The 15,774-nt window shown below is 68.5% G+C and carries 17 protein-coding genes; 11 read left to right on the top strand and 6 right to left on the bottom strand.

Annotated elements, in window-relative coordinates; all coding sequences use genetic code 11:
• Position 1 precedes the first annotated feature (1 nt).
• Both LC066_RS07885 and LC066_RS07880 read right to left on the bottom strand, forming a co-directional pair.
• Positions 2 to 772 carry a DUF1365 domain-containing protein gene (locus tag LC066_RS07885; RefSeq protein WP_224897776.1) on the bottom strand — a complete coding sequence of 257 codons (771 nt, stop codon included), beginning with the start codon at positions 770 to 772 and terminating at the stop codon, positions 2 to 4.
• Positions 769 to 2,076 carry an NAD(P)/FAD-dependent oxidoreductase gene (locus LC066_RS07880; RefSeq protein ID WP_224897774.1) on the bottom strand — a complete coding sequence of 436 codons (1,308 nt, stop codon included), beginning with the start codon at positions 2,074 to 2,076 and terminating at the stop codon, positions 769 to 771. The genes LC066_RS07885 and LC066_RS07880 overlap by 4 nt, the downstream gene beginning before the upstream one ends.
• A 244-nt stretch (positions 2,077 to 2,320) precedes the next feature.
• On the opposite strand from LC066_RS07880, the gene LC066_RS07875 reads away from it, so the two are divergent.
• From LC066_RS07875 to arsJ, 6 genes are all read left to right on the top strand, one after another.
• Complete coding sequence (locus LC066_RS07875; RefSeq protein ID WP_306372317.1) at positions 2,321 to 2,881, top strand: sigma-70 family RNA polymerase sigma factor; 561 nt, start codon at positions 2,321 to 2,323, stop codon at positions 2,879 to 2,881.
• A complete protein-coding gene (locus LC066_RS07870) occupies positions 2,878 to 3,528 on the top strand; it encodes a ChrR family anti-sigma-E factor (RefSeq protein WP_224897772.1) in 651 nt (216 codons plus the stop codon). The genes LC066_RS07875 and LC066_RS07870 overlap by 4 nt, the downstream gene beginning before the upstream one ends.
• A 192-nt stretch (positions 3,529 to 3,720) precedes the next feature.
• Positions 3,721 to 4,014 (top strand): hypothetical protein, encoded by a 294-nt coding sequence (locus LC066_RS07865; RefSeq protein ID WP_224897770.1) that lies wholly within the window; start codon positions 3,721 to 3,723, stop codon positions 4,012 to 4,014.
• A gap of 117 nt (positions 4,015 to 4,131) precedes the next feature.
• Positions 4,132 to 4,968: a helix-turn-helix domain-containing protein gene (locus LC066_RS07860; protein ID WP_224897768.1), complete on the top strand. Its 837-nt coding sequence runs from the start codon at positions 4,132 to 4,134 to the stop codon at positions 4,966 to 4,968.
• Positions 4,965 to 5,963: an ArsJ-associated glyceraldehyde-3-phosphate dehydrogenase gene (locus tag LC066_RS07855; RefSeq protein WP_224897766.1), complete on the top strand. Its 999-nt coding sequence runs from the start codon at positions 4,965 to 4,967 to the stop codon at positions 5,961 to 5,963. Before LC066_RS07860 ends, LC066_RS07855 begins: the two co-directional genes overlap by 4 nt.
• Entirely contained in the window at positions 5,960 to 7,228 is a 1,269-nt protein-coding gene (arsJ, locus tag LC066_RS07850) for an organoarsenical effux MFS transporter ArsJ (RefSeq protein WP_224897764.1), read from the top strand. The genes LC066_RS07855 and arsJ overlap by 4 nt, the downstream gene beginning before the upstream one ends.
• On the opposite strand, the gene LC066_RS07845 is transcribed toward arsJ, so the two are convergent.
• Positions 7,225 to 8,409 carry an MFS transporter gene (locus LC066_RS07845; protein WP_224897762.1) on the bottom strand — a complete coding sequence of 395 codons (1,185 nt, stop codon included), beginning with the start codon at positions 8,407 to 8,409 and terminating at the stop codon, positions 7,225 to 7,227. The two genes, arsJ and LC066_RS07845, sit on opposite strands and share 4 nt — an antisense overlap.
• Positions 8,406 to 9,287: a TIGR00730 family Rossman fold protein gene (locus LC066_RS07840; protein ID WP_224897760.1), complete on the bottom strand. Its 882-nt coding sequence runs from the start codon at positions 9,285 to 9,287 to the stop codon at positions 8,406 to 8,408. Before LC066_RS07840 ends, LC066_RS07845 begins: the two co-directional genes overlap by 4 nt.
• Before the next feature lie 284 nt (positions 9,288 to 9,571).
• On the opposite strand from LC066_RS07840, the gene dapD reads away from it, so the two are divergent.
• Together dapD and LC066_RS07830 are read left to right on the top strand one after the other, a co-directional pair.
• Positions 9,572 to 10,399: a 2,3,4,5-tetrahydropyridine-2,6-dicarboxylate N-succinyltransferase gene (dapD, locus tag LC066_RS07835; RefSeq protein WP_222477347.1), complete on the top strand. Its 828-nt coding sequence runs from the start codon at positions 9,572 to 9,574 to the stop codon at positions 10,397 to 10,399.
• A gap of 194 nt (positions 10,400 to 10,593) precedes the next feature.
• Positions 10,594 to 10,845: a GlsB/YeaQ/YmgE family stress response membrane protein gene (locus LC066_RS07830; protein WP_085889138.1), complete on the top strand. Its 252-nt coding sequence runs from the start codon at positions 10,594 to 10,596 to the stop codon at positions 10,843 to 10,845.
• 49 nt (positions 10,846 to 10,894) lie between these two features.
• On the opposite strand, the gene LC066_RS07825 is transcribed toward LC066_RS07830, so the two are convergent.
• Positions 10,895 to 12,100 carry a DUF2235 domain-containing protein gene (locus LC066_RS07825; RefSeq protein ID WP_224897758.1) on the bottom strand — a complete coding sequence of 402 codons (1,206 nt, stop codon included), beginning with the start codon at positions 12,098 to 12,100 and terminating at the stop codon, positions 10,895 to 10,897.
• 135 nt (positions 12,101 to 12,235) lie between these two features.
• Here LC066_RS07825 and LC066_RS07820 point away from each other — a divergent pair, with 135 nt between their 5' ends.
• Complete coding sequence (locus tag LC066_RS07820) at positions 12,236 to 12,607, top strand: hypothetical protein (RefSeq protein WP_085889140.1); 372 nt, start codon at positions 12,236 to 12,238, stop codon at positions 12,605 to 12,607.
• Positions 12,608 to 12,671: 64 nt separating this feature from the next.
• Here the strand turns inward: LC066_RS07820 and LC066_RS07815 are convergent, their stop codons facing one another.
• Positions 12,672 to 13,778 (bottom strand): Hint domain-containing protein, encoded by a 1,107-nt coding sequence (locus tag LC066_RS07815; RefSeq protein ID WP_224897756.1) that lies wholly within the window; start codon positions 13,776 to 13,778, stop codon positions 12,672 to 12,674.
• 355 nt (positions 13,779 to 14,133) lie between these two features.
• On the opposite strand from LC066_RS07815, the gene dapE reads away from it, so the two are divergent.
• Together dapE and LC066_RS07805 are read left to right on the top strand one after the other, a co-directional pair.
• Positions 14,134 to 15,297 (top strand): succinyl-diaminopimelate desuccinylase, encoded by a 1,164-nt coding sequence (dapE, locus tag LC066_RS07810; RefSeq protein ID WP_224897754.1) that lies wholly within the window; start codon positions 14,134 to 14,136, stop codon positions 15,295 to 15,297.
• Positions 15,297 to 15,719, top strand: a complete 423-nt coding sequence (locus tag LC066_RS07805) for a GNAT family N-acetyltransferase (protein WP_224897752.1) — start codon at positions 15,297 to 15,299, stop codon at positions 15,717 to 15,719. The genes dapE and LC066_RS07805 overlap by 1 nt, the downstream gene beginning before the upstream one ends.
• Positions 15,720 to 15,774: the final 55 nt, after the last annotated feature.

Below are 15,774 nucleotides of genomic sequence, written 5' to 3'. Positions count from 1 at the left end.
GTCAGGTGATCTCCTCGGTCGGGGGCTCTGGGCGGGTACGGTAGTTTGCGCCTTTCAGCTTCAGACGCAATGCCTGCCAGTAGATCAGGGAAAGAACGCGGGCCCCGCCGAAGGGTCGTCTGAGAGCTGCGCGAAGCAGCCCCCAGGACGTCAACCTACGACGGGGCCCGGCCAAGGTGGCGAACAGGGTCTCCCCTCCCTCTTCGCCGTGGAGGATAAGGATCGAAATCCTCTCCTCTCCCATGTGAAACCGGAAGCTATAGTGACCAGCGATCTCGCGAAAGGGGGAAACGTGAAAGACTTTGGTCGTATGGACAGTGTCGGACTTTTCGATCTCCGCGAATCCCGGCTTGGCGCAGAGGTAGCTGTGGCGATCCCCGAAGGTATTGTTCACCTCGGCGATCACGGCGATCAGGGCGGGATGGCCATCGCGGGTCTCAAAGGCCATCCAGAAGGACACGGGGTTGAAGACCATGCCGAGGAACGACGGCTGGGTCAGTAGCAGCAACTGGTCGACCCGGGTCATGTCCAGCCCCTGCGCCGCCAGCATGCGGCGCACCCAGGGCGCCCCCTCGCCATCGCCGCGCGGCCCGCCGTGGTCGCGGTCCTGCACCGCGGCTAAACCGCGGGCGTTGCGGGCAAACAGGCGTGGGCCGGCCTGGCTGTCCGGATCGATCAGCACGTAATCCACCCCGTAGCGAAAGCTGTGCTCGGCGCTGCCCTTGCGGGCATGGACGGTGGTGCCGGGGATGTGTTCGGGCCAGCGGGTCATGCCACTGCCTGACGACCGGCGGGTTCGGGCAGCGGATCCAGCGCCCGCACCACACGCATGGCGCTGGCAAAGCCGTCCTCGTGGAAGCCGTGGCGCAGCCAGGCGCCAGCGTACCAGGTGGCGTTCTGCCCCTGGATCAGCCCGATGCGGTTCTGCGCCTCCAGGGCGGCGGCGTCGAAGACCGGGTGGCGGAAGGTCTTCTCGTCATAGATCGCCTCCTCGCGCACCGGCACCACCGGGTTGAGGGAAACGAAGAGCGGATCGCTCTCGTCGATATTCTGCAGCTTGTTCATCCAGTAGGTCACGCCAATGGCCTGCTGCCGCTGGCGGGTATCGGCCTTGTAGACCCAGGAGGACCAGCAGGCGCGGCGGCGCGGCATCTGCGCCGCGTCGCAATGCAGCACCGCGTGGTTGTCCTGGTAGCGCACGGCGGACAGCGCCGCCTGTTCTTCCTCGCTGGGCTGCGCCAGCAGGGCCAGTGCCTCGTCCGAATGGCAGGCCAGGATCACCTGGTCGAAGGCCTCGGGCTCCTGCCCCGGGGTCAGGACCTGCGGCACCGGGCCATCCCGGCGGACCGCCTGCACCGGCGCGCCCGTACGGATCGTGACGCCGCGTGCGATCATCGAAGCCTCCAGCCGGCGGACGTATTCCACCGACCCGCCGGAAACGGTCCACCACTGGTGCTGGCCGGTCGTCGACAACAGGGCATGATTGCGGAAGAAGCGGACGAGCGCGGCGGCGGGGAAATCCTCGATCCGGTCGGGAGCGGTGGACCAGATCGCGCCCGAGATGGGCTTCAGGTAATAATCGCGGAACCACGACCCCAGACGCAGGTGGCGCATCAGATCGCCCATCGACATCTCGGGATGGGCGGCCACGACCGCCTCGGCCCTGGCATTGAACCGCAGGATGTCACGCACCATCGCGGCAAACCCGGGTCGCGTCAGATTGCGGCGCTGGCCGATCAGGGCGGCCGGCGTCTGCAGCCCGTATTCCACGCGACCATTGTCGATCGTGGCGCCAAAGCTCATGTCGGAGCGTTCCACCGGCACGTCGAGGTCGCGGAACATCGCGGTCAGATGCGGATAGTTGGCATAGTTAAAGACGATGAAGCCGGTATCCACCGGCTGGTCGCCGCGCTTGCCGGCAATCACCGTGCGGGCGTGGCCGCCCAGGCGCGGCGCGGCCTCGAAAAGGGTCACCCGGTGCTGCGGCGCCAGCCGCCAGGCCGCCGCCATGCCCGAGATGCCGCCACCGATCACGGCGATCCGCTGCGGGCGATTGGAAAGGGCATCGAAGGACATGGGCGCTCCTGGCTGTCGCCGGACGGTCTTTCCGGCGTGTTTCATGGAGGATACGGGCGGCCCGACGGATCGGTTCACATGCGGCGCCAGTTTTTTCGCAGGATTTTTTCGCCGCTTCTGTGATCCGACCCGCCTGCGCCCGCGTATCCTGTCCATGTTGAACCCAGATCCGATGCCTGCGACACTCGACCGGCAACGGCCCGCCCCGATGGCGCGGTCGCCCCGCCGGAACGAAAGACCGCAGGTGGATCAAGACCAGGACCTAACGGAGCAGACGAGCTGGATGCTGGCCGTGCGTGACAATCGGGACCGGGCGGCCTTTGCCCGGCTCTTTGCCCACTTCGCGCCCCGCGTGAAGGGCATGCTGATGCGTTCCGGCATGGGCGCGGCGGCCGCCGAGGATGTGGTGCAGGACGTCATGCTGGCGGTCTGGCACAAGGCGCATCAGTTCGATCCGGCGCGGGCCCAAGTGTCCGGCTGGGTCTACCGCATCGCCCGGAACCGCCAGGTCGACCTGGCGCGCAAGGCCGGGCGCCCCCTGCCCGAGGAGGTCGAGACGGAAACCCCGCCCGAGGCCGACCCGGGCGCGATCCTGGGCCTGGCCCAGGAAGCCGGGGAACTGCGCGCCGCCCTGGCCCGCCTGACCCCGGATCAGCGCGAGGTGATCTCGCGCGCCTACCTGGGCGACCTGACCCACGGCGAGATCCGCGAGGAAACCGGGCTGCCGCTCGGGACGATCAAGTCGCGCATCCGGCTGGGGCTGGAACGCCTGCGCCACGAGTTGAAGGACCTACGACGCGAATGACCAAGATCGCGCATCATATCCCGGACGAAATGCTGGCTGCCTATGCCGCCGGCCGGCTGCCCGCGACCTTCGAGATGATCGTCGCGGCCCATGTGTCGATGTGCGACGCCTGCCGCGCCGCGCTGGAAACCCATGAGATGCTGGGCGGCACCCTGATGGAAACCGCCGCCCCCGCCGCCCCGCTGGAAGGCGACCTGCTGGAACGCACCCTGGCGCAGTTGGACGCCCCGGTTGAGCCCGATGGTGCCGCCCGCACGCCCCCGGCCCGCATGGGCATCTATCCCGGCCCCGTGGCCGAGGCGCTGCACCACGGCCCGCCCCGCTGGCGCGCCGCGGGTGGCGGCGTGCGCCAGCAGATCCTGGCGGAAGACGGCAAGAGCTCCGTTCGGCTGCTCTACATTCCCGGCGGCCAGGCTGTGCCAGACCACGGCCACGGCGGCACCGAACTGACCATGGTGCTGCAGGGCGCCTTCCACGACGAGACCGGCCATTTCGGTCCCGGCGATGTCGAGGTGGCGGACGAAAGCCTGGAGCATACACCCATTGCCGATGCGGGCGCGGCCTGCATCTGCCTGGCGGCCACCGACGCGCGGCTGCGGTTCCGCTCGCTGCTGCCCCGGCTGGCGCAGCCCTTCCTGCGGATCTGACCCGGTCCGCGCCGGCGTCGCTGCGCGACCGGATCAGGCCGTTTTCCCACCATCCCCTGTTGTCGCGCTCGGCGATACTCTGCCTGTCCGCTGGACAGCGGAGGCTGCGTCTGTGAGACTCCTCGGTCTCCGGTCCGCCGGACATCCCGCCCGCGTCCCGGAATGGTCCGGGGCCCCGACAACGGAGTTTGAATGCAAGCCCAGGTCATCGCCGCCGTCCTCCTTCTGCCCTTCGCCCTCGCCTTTCTCTACGCCGCCTTTCACGAGTTCCGGCGGTACAAGTCCGAGGGGCGTGCCAACTACGGGCTGGTCTACAACGAGGAAACCGGAACGACCCATGTGACCGGCATCGAAGAGGGCGAAGACGGGTTCGACCCCGAGGATTTCGATCCCAACGATTACAACGATCCCGAAATCAACAACACGCCGGATGAGCCCGGGGAGGCTGAGGACGCCGATCCCGAGGACAGCCGCAGGAACACCTAGAGACCTGCGCGGCCAGGCGCGCTCCGACGCCACCAGTTGACAGACCTCAGTGTTTTGCTCCCGTCCGCGGCAAAAGAATCCTTGCGCGCGATCACCTATTTCCATATTTCATGAAATATGGAAATAGAAGCCGCCGACACCCTTGCCATCCTTGGCCACCCGCAACGCCTGCGGGTCTGGCGCCTGCTGATGCGGCGCTACCCCCAGGCTGTGCCCGCCGGTGAAATCGCCGAAGCGACGGGGCTGAAGCCCTCGACCCTGTCGGTCTACCTGTCCTCACTGCGCGTCAACGGGCTGATCGAGCAGAAGCGCGAGGGCACCTCGCTGCGCTACCGTGCGGGCATGTCGGCGGCCAATGACCTGCTGGACTACCTCTTCGCCGATTGCTGCCGCAGCCGGCCCGAAACCTGCCTGACCGGCGCCGCCAAGGGACCTTTCGACATGGCTGATCGCAAGCTGAACGTGCTGTTCATCTGCACCGCCAACTCCGCCCGCTCCCTCTTTGCCGAGGCGCTGCTGCGCGACATGGCGGGGGACCGATTCAACGTCTATTCCGCCGGCACCGCGCCTGCGGGCCTGCCCAACCCTTTCGCCCTGCGCCTGCTGCAAGACAAGGGGTTCGACACCGCACCGCTGCGATCGAAGAACATGGATGAATTCCAGGATCCCGACGCGCCGGTGATGGATTTCGTCTTCACCGTCTGTGACCAGGCCGCGAACGAGGAATGCCCGGCCTGGGACGGCCAGCCGATCAGCGCCCACTGGGGCCTGCCCGACCCGGCCAAGGCCATGGGATCGGACGCCGAACGGGCGCTCGCCTTCCAGCAGGCCTTCGGGATCCTGCAGAACCGCCTGCACGGCTTCGCCGCCCTTCCCATGGACAGCCTCGACCGGATTTCGCTGCAACGCGCCGTCGATGGCCTGGCCCTCACCGACAAGGAACCCGCCGCATGACCACCTATGCACTGAACGGCCTCGGCCGGATGGGAAAGCTCGCCCTGCGCCCCCTGCTGGAAAGCGGCGCGGATATCGCCTGGATCAACGACGCCGTGGGAGATCCCGAGATGCACGCGCATCTGCTGGAGTTCGACAGCGTGCATGGCCGCTGGCCCGCGACCTTCGCCCATGACGCGGATAGCGTGACCGTCGACGGCACCCGCCTGCCCTTCGTCGGCGCGCGCAACATCGCGGAGCTGCCGCTGGAGGGTGTGGACGTGGTCATCGACTGCACCGGCGTCTTCAAGACCGAGGCGAAGATCGCCCCCTATTTCGAGGCCGGGGTGCAAAAGGTCGTCGTTTCGGCCCCCGTCAAGGACGGCCCCACGGCCAACATCGTGTATGGCGTGAACAATCAAGACTACGACCCGGCGGCGCACCGCATCGTGACGGCGGCCAGCTGTACCACCAACTGCCTGGCCCCGGTGGTGAAGGTCATCCACGAGGGCCTTGGCATCCGCCATGGCTCGATCACCACGATCCACGACGTCACCAACACCCAGACCATGGTGGACCGCCCCGCCAAGGATCTGCGCCGGGCGCGCTCGGCGCTGAACTCCATGATCCCGACGACCACCGGGTCGGCCAAAGCAATCACCCAGATCTTCCCCGAGCTGACCGGCCGCCTGAACGGCCACGCGGTGCGCATCCCGCTGCTGAACGCCTCGCTGACCGACTGCGTCTTCGAGGTGGAGCGCGAGACCACCGTGGAAGAGGTGAACGCCCTGCTACAGGCCGCAGCCGAAGGGCCGCTGGCGGGCATCCTGGGCTTCGAGACCCGGCCGCTGGTCTCCTCCGATTTCCTCAACGATGCGCGATCGTCCGTCATCGACGCGCCGTCGACCATGGTTGTGAATGGCACCCAGGTGAAGATCTACGCCTGGTACGATAACGAGTGGGGCTATGCGAACCGTCTGGTGGACGTGGCGCGCATGGTTGGGGACAGGCTGTGACCGCGACACGTCCCGAGGGCCTTGCGGCCTATGTCGCGGTCACGGCCGCCTACTGGGCCTTCATGCTGTCCGACGGCGCCCTGCGGATGCTGGTGCTGCTGCACTTTCACACGCTGGGCTTCTCGCCGGTGCAGCTGGCCTACCTGTTCCTGCTCTATGAACTGGCAGGCATCATCACCAACCTCTCGGCGGGCTGGATCGCCGCGCGGTTTGGCCTGACGAAGACGCTCTACGCGGGCCTTGGCATTCAGGTCGCGGCGCTGGTGGCGCTGGCGCAGCTGGATCCGGGCTGGACGCTCTGGGGCTCGGTCGCCTTCGTGATGGCGGTGCAGGGGGCCTCCGGCGTGGCCAAGGACCTGGCCAAGATGTCGTCGAAATCGGCGGTGAAGCTGTTGGCGCCTGCGGGCAATGGTGGCCTTTTCCGGTGGGTCGCGGTGCTGACGGGATCGAAGAACGCGGTGAAGGGGCTGGGCTTCCTTCTGGGCGCGGCCCTGCTGGGCCTCCTGGGCTTCGTCGCCTCGGTCTGGGCCATGGCGGGCGTGCTGGCGGTGATCCTGCTGGCCGTCGCCTGCTTCATGCCCGCGGGCCTGCCGCAGGGCCGCAAGGGCACCAAGTTCGCCGAGGTCTTCTCCAAGGATGCCAACGTCAACTGGCTGTCCTTCGCCCGCGTCTTCCTGTTCGGCGCCCGCGACGTGTGGTTCGTCGTCGGCATCCCGATCTATTTCTACGCCGTGCTGTCGGACGGGTCCGAGGCGGGCAACCGCGCGGCCTTCTTCACCATTGGCACCTTCATGGCGATCTGGACGATCCTCTACGGCGCCGTGCAGGCCAGCGCCCCGAGGCTGTTGCGCGCCGCCAGCCGCCCCGAGGGCGAGCTGATCCGTGCCGCGCGAGGCTGGGTCGGCGCCCTGGTGGCGATCCCGGCGCTGCTGGCAGCCCTGGTGGCGGCGGCCGGTGATCCGGCGCCCTGGCTGACGGTGACGCTGGTGGCGGGGTTGCTGATCTTCGGCGCGGTCTTCGCCGTGAACTCCTCGCTGCACAGCTACCTGATCCTGGCCTTCACCAGCGGTGAGCGGGTGACGATGGACGTGGGGTTCTACTACATGGCCAATGCCGCCGGGCGGCTGTTGGGCACGCTGCTGTCGGGGCTCAGCTATCAGCTGGGCGGGCTGCCCGCCTGCCTCGGCGTGGCGGCGCTGTTGCTGCTGCTGTCGCGGGTCGGCGCCGGGCGGCTGGACGCCGGGGCGCAGGGGCAGACGGCCTAGGCCGCGCCCAGCACCCGACCGGCCCGCATCCGCGCGGCCAGGATATGCACCAGTGCGCCCAGCCCGTAGAACAGCACGGAAAACACCACCAGCCCGGCAAAATCGAAGGCCCCGGTCATCGCCAGCAGGATCGGCGTCCCGCTGAGGTTGCCCACGTTGCCCATCTGCGCCAGCACCCCGTTGGCCAGCGCCCGGTCCGCCGGATCGACGTTGATCTGCGGCACGGAGGCGAAACCGCCGCTCTGCATGAAGCCCATGGCGATGAACAGCACCGCCGGCACCCAGACCACGCCCGGCGCCAGCACCAGCAGCACGACCGAGGCCGCGGCCATGATGTAGCCCGCGATGGCCACCGGCACCGCGCGGAACAGCTTCAGCGCCAGTGCGCCCAGCGTCAGGGCCGAGGCGATGCCAACGAGTGGCAGGACCGTCATCTGCATCTCCCGCGTCGCCTCGGGCAGGAAGGTGGGCAGTACCGTCATCAGCGCGACGAAGTTGATGGCGTAGAACAGCCAGGCCACGCCCGACGCCGCGATGAAGGGCGAGGAATAGGCGGTGGCGTGGCGATCCAGGATCATCCGCAGGCCCAGCCGTTCGCCCGGGTGGGCCACTTCGCCATCGGGAACGGAGCGATCATCGGGCAGCAACACCCAGAGGAGCGCGGCCATCACCAACAGGAAGCCGGCATGCGTGGCCAGCACCAGCTGCACCCCGCCCGCGTCCAGCATCCAGGGGCCCAAGGCCGCGTAGATCGCGAAGGTCACGCCGAAGTAGGTCCCCCAGAGCGTCATCGCCATGGGGCGCGAGCGGTCGTCGGTGATCTCCGCCAGCAGGGTCGGCGCGGCGACGACGATGGCCAGATGCGGCAGGCCTTCCAGCGCCCGCAGCGCCAGCATCACCGGCAGTGGCGGCAGCAGCATCTCCAACCCGGAGATCACCGCGCCCGCCACCAGCGCCCAGATCAGCGTGCGGCGAAAGCCGACGCGCGTCACCACCATACCGGCCAGCAGGCCCAGCAGGACCCCCATCAGCGACACCAGCGACACCAGGAAGCCGAGCGCCGCGCCGCCCTGCGGGTAGACCCCTTCCCAGGCGTGAAACAGGACGGAGACCTTGCCGAACTGCGCCGCGGCCCCCATGCCCGCGCAGAACAGCAGGACGACGCGCAGCCAGGTGATCACGCGGCGCCGCCTTCTTCCGTCGGGTCGCCCAGGTCCTTGCGGCCCGGGATCTCGCTGCGCTTGGTGCCGGCACCTTCCCAGCTCTCGATCGCCTCCAGCGCCTCCTCGGCGGTTTCGACGAAGCGGAAGAGGTCGAGGTCCTCGGGCGAAATGGTGCCCGCCTCCACCAGCTTCTCGAAGTTGATGACCCCCTCCCAGAAGCTGCGGCCGAAGAACAGCACCGGCTGACGTTCCATCCGACCGGTCTGGATCAGGGTCAGCGCCTCGAAGGTCTCATCCAGCGTGCCGAAGCCGCCGGGGAAGACGCAGACGGCGCGGGCGCGCATCAGGAAGTGCATCTTGCGCACGGCGAAATAGTGGAAGTTGAAGGTCAGCTCGGGCGTGACATAGCTGTTGGGCACCTGTTCATGCGGCAGCACGATGGACAGGCCGACGGAGCGCCCGCCCGCCTCATGGGCGCCCTTGTTGCCCGCCTCCATCACGCCGGGGCCGCCGCCGGTGCAGACCACCCAGTCGGTGCCGCCCGCGTCCAGCGACTTCTTCGTCACCAGCGCCGCCAGCCGCTCCGCCTGGGTGTAATAGGTCGCCAGCTTCGCCATCGGATGCCCCTCTGGCACCACCCCCGGCGCCCGGATGCGCGCACCGCCGAACAGGACCACGGTGGAGTTGATCCCCGCCTCGTCCAGCGCCAGCTCGGGCTTCATCAGTTCCAGCTGCAACCGGACCGAGCGCATCTCGTCGCGCAGCAGAAATTCCTCGTCGGCGTAGGCCAGCCGGTAGCTGGGCGACATGGTCTGCGGCGTCTGTTCGACATAGCGGGCGGTCGTCTTGTCGTCATGGGCGTCGCGGAAACGGGAATGGCGGCTGTCGTGGCTCATGGTCTTTCCTTCAATGACCCGACCTGCCTAGCGCAGGCCGCGCCCGGGCGCCATGGGGGATGGCCGGATCGTCGTGGAAGCGGCGGGCAAGGGCGGATGTGCCCGCAACGGTGGCGCAATCCGCGGCCACCTGCACCGCCGAAACGCCCCGCCCCCGCCGCGCGCAGGGGCAATTCCTTCGCCAAAGGGCCCCAAGGGGTCGCTGCATGCAATTGCGGTGCGGGCGGCAAGCGCTTATACCGCGCTGGACCGAATTCATCGCCTGACGTTCCCGGAGGAAGACCATGTCCAACGCCCAGCTCGAAGCTGCCATCGAAGCCGCCTGGGAGGCGCGCGACCAGATCACCCCCGCCACCGAAGGCGAGACCCGCGAGGCGATCGAAGCCACGCTGAACGCGCTGGACAGCGGCAAGCTGCGCGTCGCCGAGAAGGGCGAAGACGGCAACTGGCACGTCAACCAGTGGGCCAAGAAGGCCGTCCTGCTGGGCTTCCGCATCAAGGACATGGAACCCCACGCCGGCGGCCCGCAGGGCTCCACCTGGTGGGACAAGGTCGACAGCAAGTTCTTCGGCTGGGGCGAGAAGGAATGGAAGGACGCGGGCTTCCGCGCCGTGCCCAACTGCGTCGTGCGCAAATCCGCCTTCATCGCGCCGGGCACCGTGCTGATGCCGTCCTTCGTGAACCTGGGCGCCTATGTCGACAGCGGCACCATGGTCGACACCTGGGCCACCGTCGGCTCCTGCGCGCAGATCGGCAAGAACTGCCACATCTCCGGCGGCGCAGGCATCGGCGGCGTGCTGGAACCGCTGCAGGCGGGTCCCGTCATCATCGAGGACAACTGCTTCATCGGGGCACGCTCCGAAGTGGCCGAAGGCGTGATCGTGCGCGAAGGCTCGGTGCTGGGCATGGGTGTCTACCTCGGACAGTCCACCAAGATCGTCGACCGCGAAACCGGCGAGGTCTTCTACGGCGAAGTGCCGCCCTATTCCGTCGTCGTCGCGGGCACCATGCCGTCGAAGAACGGCGTGAACCTCTACTGCGCGGTCATCGTGAAGCGCGTGGATGAACGCACCCGTTCCAAGACCGGCGTGAACGAGCTGCTGCGCGACTGATCGCGCCTCGCCCGCTGACGCGGCGCCACGGATCGGCCCGCCTCCCCCGGGGAGGCGGGCCTTTTTCATGGCCGCGCCCGCGCGGGCCAAAGGGAAGCGCCGAAGGGACTGGACACAGGGAACCGCAGCGCCGGGTTTCACGTTGTCATGAAAACAGGCCCCACGCGGGCGCAGACACGGACAGGAGAGAACACATGGTCGGCATCGGCTGGTTTCTGGCAATCATCCTCGGCGCCCTGGCGGGCTGGATCGCGGAGAAGATCATGAACTCCAGCATGGGGCTTTTGATGAACATCGTGATGGGCATCATCGGCGCCGTGGTGGGCAATTTCCTTCTGACCGCCATCGTCGGCGCCACGCTTTACGGCATCATAGGCCAGATGATCGTGGCCGTGCTGGGCGCCTGCCTGCTGATCGCCATCGTGCGTGGCCTGCGCCGGGCCTGAGCCGGACAAGAGACTGCAAGACGCATGAAGGGCGGGGCTACTCCGCCCTTCATGCGTTTGTGTTGGGGTCGTCTTCGTCCGCAAGCTGCGGCAGGTGGCCCGCCAGGTTCGGGGGCCGATAGTCGGGCCGAGCCTGCAGGCGCGTCGCGACACTGGGGTGGATCGTCGCGCTCTCCGGTATGTGCCGATAGGCTCCAAGGGGCCAGGTCAGCCCGAGGAAGCGGCGCCCCGGCGCCTCGCGATCGAGGGAAGGCCAGAGCTCCAGCGGCCACCAGCCCCAGGTTAGCGAGACGTTCTGATCGGCGGTCGGGTCCGGTGCGACGTATTTGTCCCCCTCGGTCGTCCCAAGGACCAGGCGGTTCACGCTGCGGGTCTTGTAGCGCAGCCCCGCGGCCTGCGTTTCCTCGATGAGCCAGGCCAGGGGGATCTTGCCCAGTTGGCTACGCGCCTCCTCGTAGCCGCCGCCGACGTCGCCATGGACACCGGCGAACCAGACCTCCTTGGCATCCTGCGGCTCTCCGCTGCCGGGTTTGGCAAAGGGTTTGCGCACCTCGCGATCCGGCCCCCACAGCGCGGCCCGATACATTGAGCGGCGCTCGTCGATGGCCACCGCATGACGCAGGAATCGGACGGACGGGTTGTTGGCCGTATAGGCGTGGTGCTTCAGCCGGATGCCGCGCCGCCCCCATTCGATCACGCTGGCCACGGTGTCCATCAGGGCCAGACCGGCCACAGCCACCTTCTGCGGGCGCAAGGCACGCTCATGCAGGCGGATCTCGGCGAAGGCTGCCTCGGCATCCGCGTCTTCCCTCGCCCCGGCGCCCTCTCCGATGCCCTTGTAAGCGCGATAGGCATAATCCAGCAGGTTCATCTGTTCGGGCCGCAGCACGCCGAAGGCATGCAGGAACCCGGCCAGCACCCGCGCCGTGTAGGCGCCCCGCGAGAATCCCATCAGCCAGATCCGGTCCGCGTCCTCGCCGCCCTCTCCGTGCTCGTAGTTGGCGCAGAGAAAACGATAGGCCTCCTTCACGTTGCGATCCATGCCGCTGCCGGTGGCCATGCCCCAGATCTCAAGGCTCCGCCGCCGCAGCCGGGACCAGGCGTTCTGGGCCTCCAGCGTCCCGACGCCGGGGTCGTAGTAGACCAGCTGCGCCTCGTCGCTTTTGAGGCACCCGTAAAGGCGCAGGACATTCGTACGCTTGCGCCCGATCTCGTTCGACGTCCCGTCCAGCAGGATCACGATGTCCTTGGCCATGCCCGCGCCCTTCCCGATACCATCACGTATGCCCCGACCCTAGCGCCCGGCCGCTGCGGGCGCGAGTAGCGAAAGCCCCCCTTTACTCGGCGCGCCCTTTCTGGCACGGCCCTGCGCATCAGCGAGGAGCGCGAGATGGCCAAGGACGGCAAGGACAAGAAGGCCCCGAAACGGCAACAGGTCTACACCCTGCTGGTCGAGGTCGGCCGCCATGACGGCGACGGGTTGCCCGAGGGCAGCACCGGTGCGGCGCTGATGTGCTATGCCTCCGGCGTGGACGAGGCCGAGGCGGTGCGCGAGACCGTGGCGATCCTGAAACAGGCCGACCTGGCGCCGCTGGACGTGACCGGCTACGGCACGCTGGACGACCGCATCGAGATGGGTCACGAGGTCGAGCAGGAAGAGCGCGATCTGATGGCCCGCGCGGCGGAGGAAAACTCCGTCATCGTCGCCCAGATGACGCCCTTCTTCGGCGATGAACAGGGCAGCGCGGACCGCCCGAACTGAGGCGCGCGCCCCCATGGCGCGCCGCAAATTCCCACGGTTTCAACAGAACGACCGCCCGCGCCGCTCAGGCCGCGCGGTGGTTGGCCAGGATCTTCGCCTCGTAGTCGCGCAGGACGGGCCGCGCATGGCCTGGCTGGTGCGGCAGGCGTGAGCGTTGGTAGCCCGCCAGCAGGCTGGCCTCGACCAGGGCGGCCGACCGGCGCAGACGCCCCACGTGCAGGCTTTCCATCTGGGCCCCGCAGACTCCCAGCACCTGCTGATCCGGCAGCAGCAGCTGGTGCATCGTGACCAGCGGCCCGGTCTCGGCCCAGGCGCCGGTCTGGTCCGTCACCAGATGCTGCGCGGCGACCAGCACGCTTTCGCTGTGGAAAAGATAGCGCACCTCCTCCCCCCCGGTCACCAGGCGCTGGCCCGCGGCCACGACCACGTCACGGGTCAGGCCGAAATGCGGGGCAAACAGCTGCACCGGGCGGAACAGCCCGCGCGCCGGCAGGGTGCGGCGCACCGCGGCCAGCACGGGCACGGCGCCCTCGCCCTCGATCAGCACCAGGTCGCCGCGGCGCAGCTCGCGCACCGCACGGCGCCCCTCGGGCGTGTCGATCAGCGTGTCGCCCTGCAACCCCGGCATCGGCCCGATCGGTTCGATCCCGTCCGACACGGCCAGGAAATCGACGCCCGCGCCCAGCATCTCCAGCTCGGGGTAAAGCGCCGCCTCGGTCAGCGCCTGGAAAGGCAGTGCGACGGGATCGGCAAAACCCGTGGCCAGCGGCGCCACGTCCCGTTCGGGCCGCTCCACCACCAGCCGCGCCACGCCGGACCGGCTTTCCCAGGACAGCATGGCGCGGATCCGTTCGGGCCGCTCGCCACTGTCCAGCGTCAGGCTGCACTGGCGCACCTTGCTGCCCCGTTCGAGCACGAGGCTCAACGCCCCGCCAGGCACCTGGCTGAGGGTCAGCCGCCCGGCGACGGGGTGGCGGAAGGTGATGTCGAGAAGCGGATTCAGCACGCGGGTCGCGGTGATCTGCGCCTCCAGCAGGATCGAGCCCTGACCCATCAGCTCGGCCGGGCCGGCGCTGCGCAGCAACGTGCCAGTGCCCCGACCGGCCGGCGTGTCCGGCCCGCTGGCCGCGATGGCCCCCACGCCGGGGCAGGAAACGGCGACCCAGCCCATGGCCTAGCCCCGCCCGCGCGCCGACATGGCGCGAAGCACGACCCGAAGTACGGACCGCCGCGCAGATCCCCGCGCCGTGCTGGAAAGAAAGATCGTCTGCCCTGTCATGGCGCCTCGCCCGGCGCGTCTCTCTGCGCGCTCTTGCAGGTAAAATCGCATTCCTTGGCTCTCAGGTAAAGATCATATGGTGGCAAACTGCATTTCACCGGGCAGATATGGCCCGTCGCTCCGGTTTCGGGCCGCCTCACGCCTCTCCGGAGGCCGTCCCGGCCCCGCGCCCGGCGCTCCGGCACGGCCCCGCCCTTTGCAACAGGCGCGAAACCGGCTAGCCATTCGGCCAGAAAAGGAGTTCCCCATGCCCGCCGACGCCTCCGCGCCCACCGATCCCGTTGCCCTGACCGCCGAGCTGATCCGCTGCCCCTCCGTCACGCCGGAAGAGGGCGGGGCGCTGGTCCTGCTGCAGGAGCGGCTGGAGGCCGCGGGCTTCACCTGTTTCCGGGCCGACCGCAACGGCATCGCCAACCTCTTCGCCCGCTGGGGCGAGAAGGGGGCCGCCCGCACCTTCGGCTTCAACGGTCACACCGACGTGGTGCCCGTGGGCGACGCCGCCGCCTGGACCGCCGATCCCTTCGGCGCCGAGATCCGCGACGGCCGCATGTACGGGCGCGGCGCCACCGACATGAAATCCGGGGTGGCCTGTTTCGCCACCGCCGCCATCGACTTCGTCACCCGGACCCCGCCCGAGGACGGCGCGGTGGTGCTGGCGATCACCGGCGACGAGGAAGGCGACTCGACCGATGGCACCATCGCCCTGCTGGACTGGATGGAGGCCAACGGCGAGAGCATGACCCATTGCCTGGTTGGTGAACCGACCTGCCCCACCACCATGGGCGAGATGATCAAGATCGGTCGCCGCGGGTCGATGACCGCCTGGTTCACGGCGACCGGCAAGCAGGGCCATTCCGCCTATCCGCACCGCGCGAAGAACCCCCTGCCCGCCATGGCGCGGCTGATCGACCGGCTGGCCAGCCAAGAGCTTGACCAGGGGACCGACCATTTCGACCCCTCGACCCTGGCCGTGGTGCAGTTCGACACCGGCAATGACGCCACCAACGTCATCCCCGCCCAGTGCCGCGCCGCCGTCAACATCCGCTTCAACGACATCCACACCGGCGAAAGCCTGAGCCAATGGCTGCGCCGCGAGGCGCAGGACGTGTCGCGCCAGTTCGACATCGTGATCGAGCCGCGCATCAAGATCTCCGGCGAGGCCTTCCTGACGCCCCCGGGCGAGCTGTCGGCGCTGGTGGCCGGGGCCGTGGAGGCCGAGACCGGCGTGACCCCGGAGCTGTCGACCACGGGCGGCACCTCGGATGCGCGTTTCGTCAAGGATCTCTGCCCGGTGGTCGAGTTTGGCCTGGTGGGTGAGACCATGCACCAGGTGGACGAGAACGTGCCGGTGGAGCAGATCCCGCAGCTGAAGGCAGTCTATGCGCGGGTGCTAAAGGACTATTTCGCCTGATGCTGCAAATCGCCCCCGTCACCGACCCCGCCCCCTGTTTCGCCCTGCGCGAAGAGGTCTTCATGGCCGAGCAGGGGTTCACGGCAGAGGAGGAATGGGACGACCTGGACGCAGGCGCCGAACATTTGCTGGCGACGCTGGACGGCGCGTCTGTCGGCACCGCGCGGCTGCTGGAAGAGGACGGTGCGGGGCGGATCGGACGGATCTGCGTGGTGAAGGCGCAGCGCGGCACCGGCCTGGGCGCGGCGCTGGTGCGCGCGGGTATCGAACGGCTGGCGGCGCGCGGGCACAATCGTATCGTGCTGGGCGCCCAGGTGCGGGCCATGGGGTTCTACGAGGGCCTGGGGTTCGTGGCCTGCGGCCCGGAGTATGATGACGGCGGTGTGCCGCATCGGGAGATGGAGCTGCGGCTGGAGGGGTGAAGGGGGCGCTGCCCCCGTCGCCCGCCGGGCGACTCCCCCGGAGTATTTTCAGCCT

Origin of the sequence: Pseudooceanicola marinus, assembly GCF_020177265.1 — a bacterium.
Classification (GTDB): Bacteria; Pseudomonadota; Alphaproteobacteria; order Rhodobacterales; family Rhodobacteraceae; genus Pseudooceanicola; species Pseudooceanicola marinus_A.
This window is presented reverse-complemented; position numbering and strand designations above follow the sequence as displayed.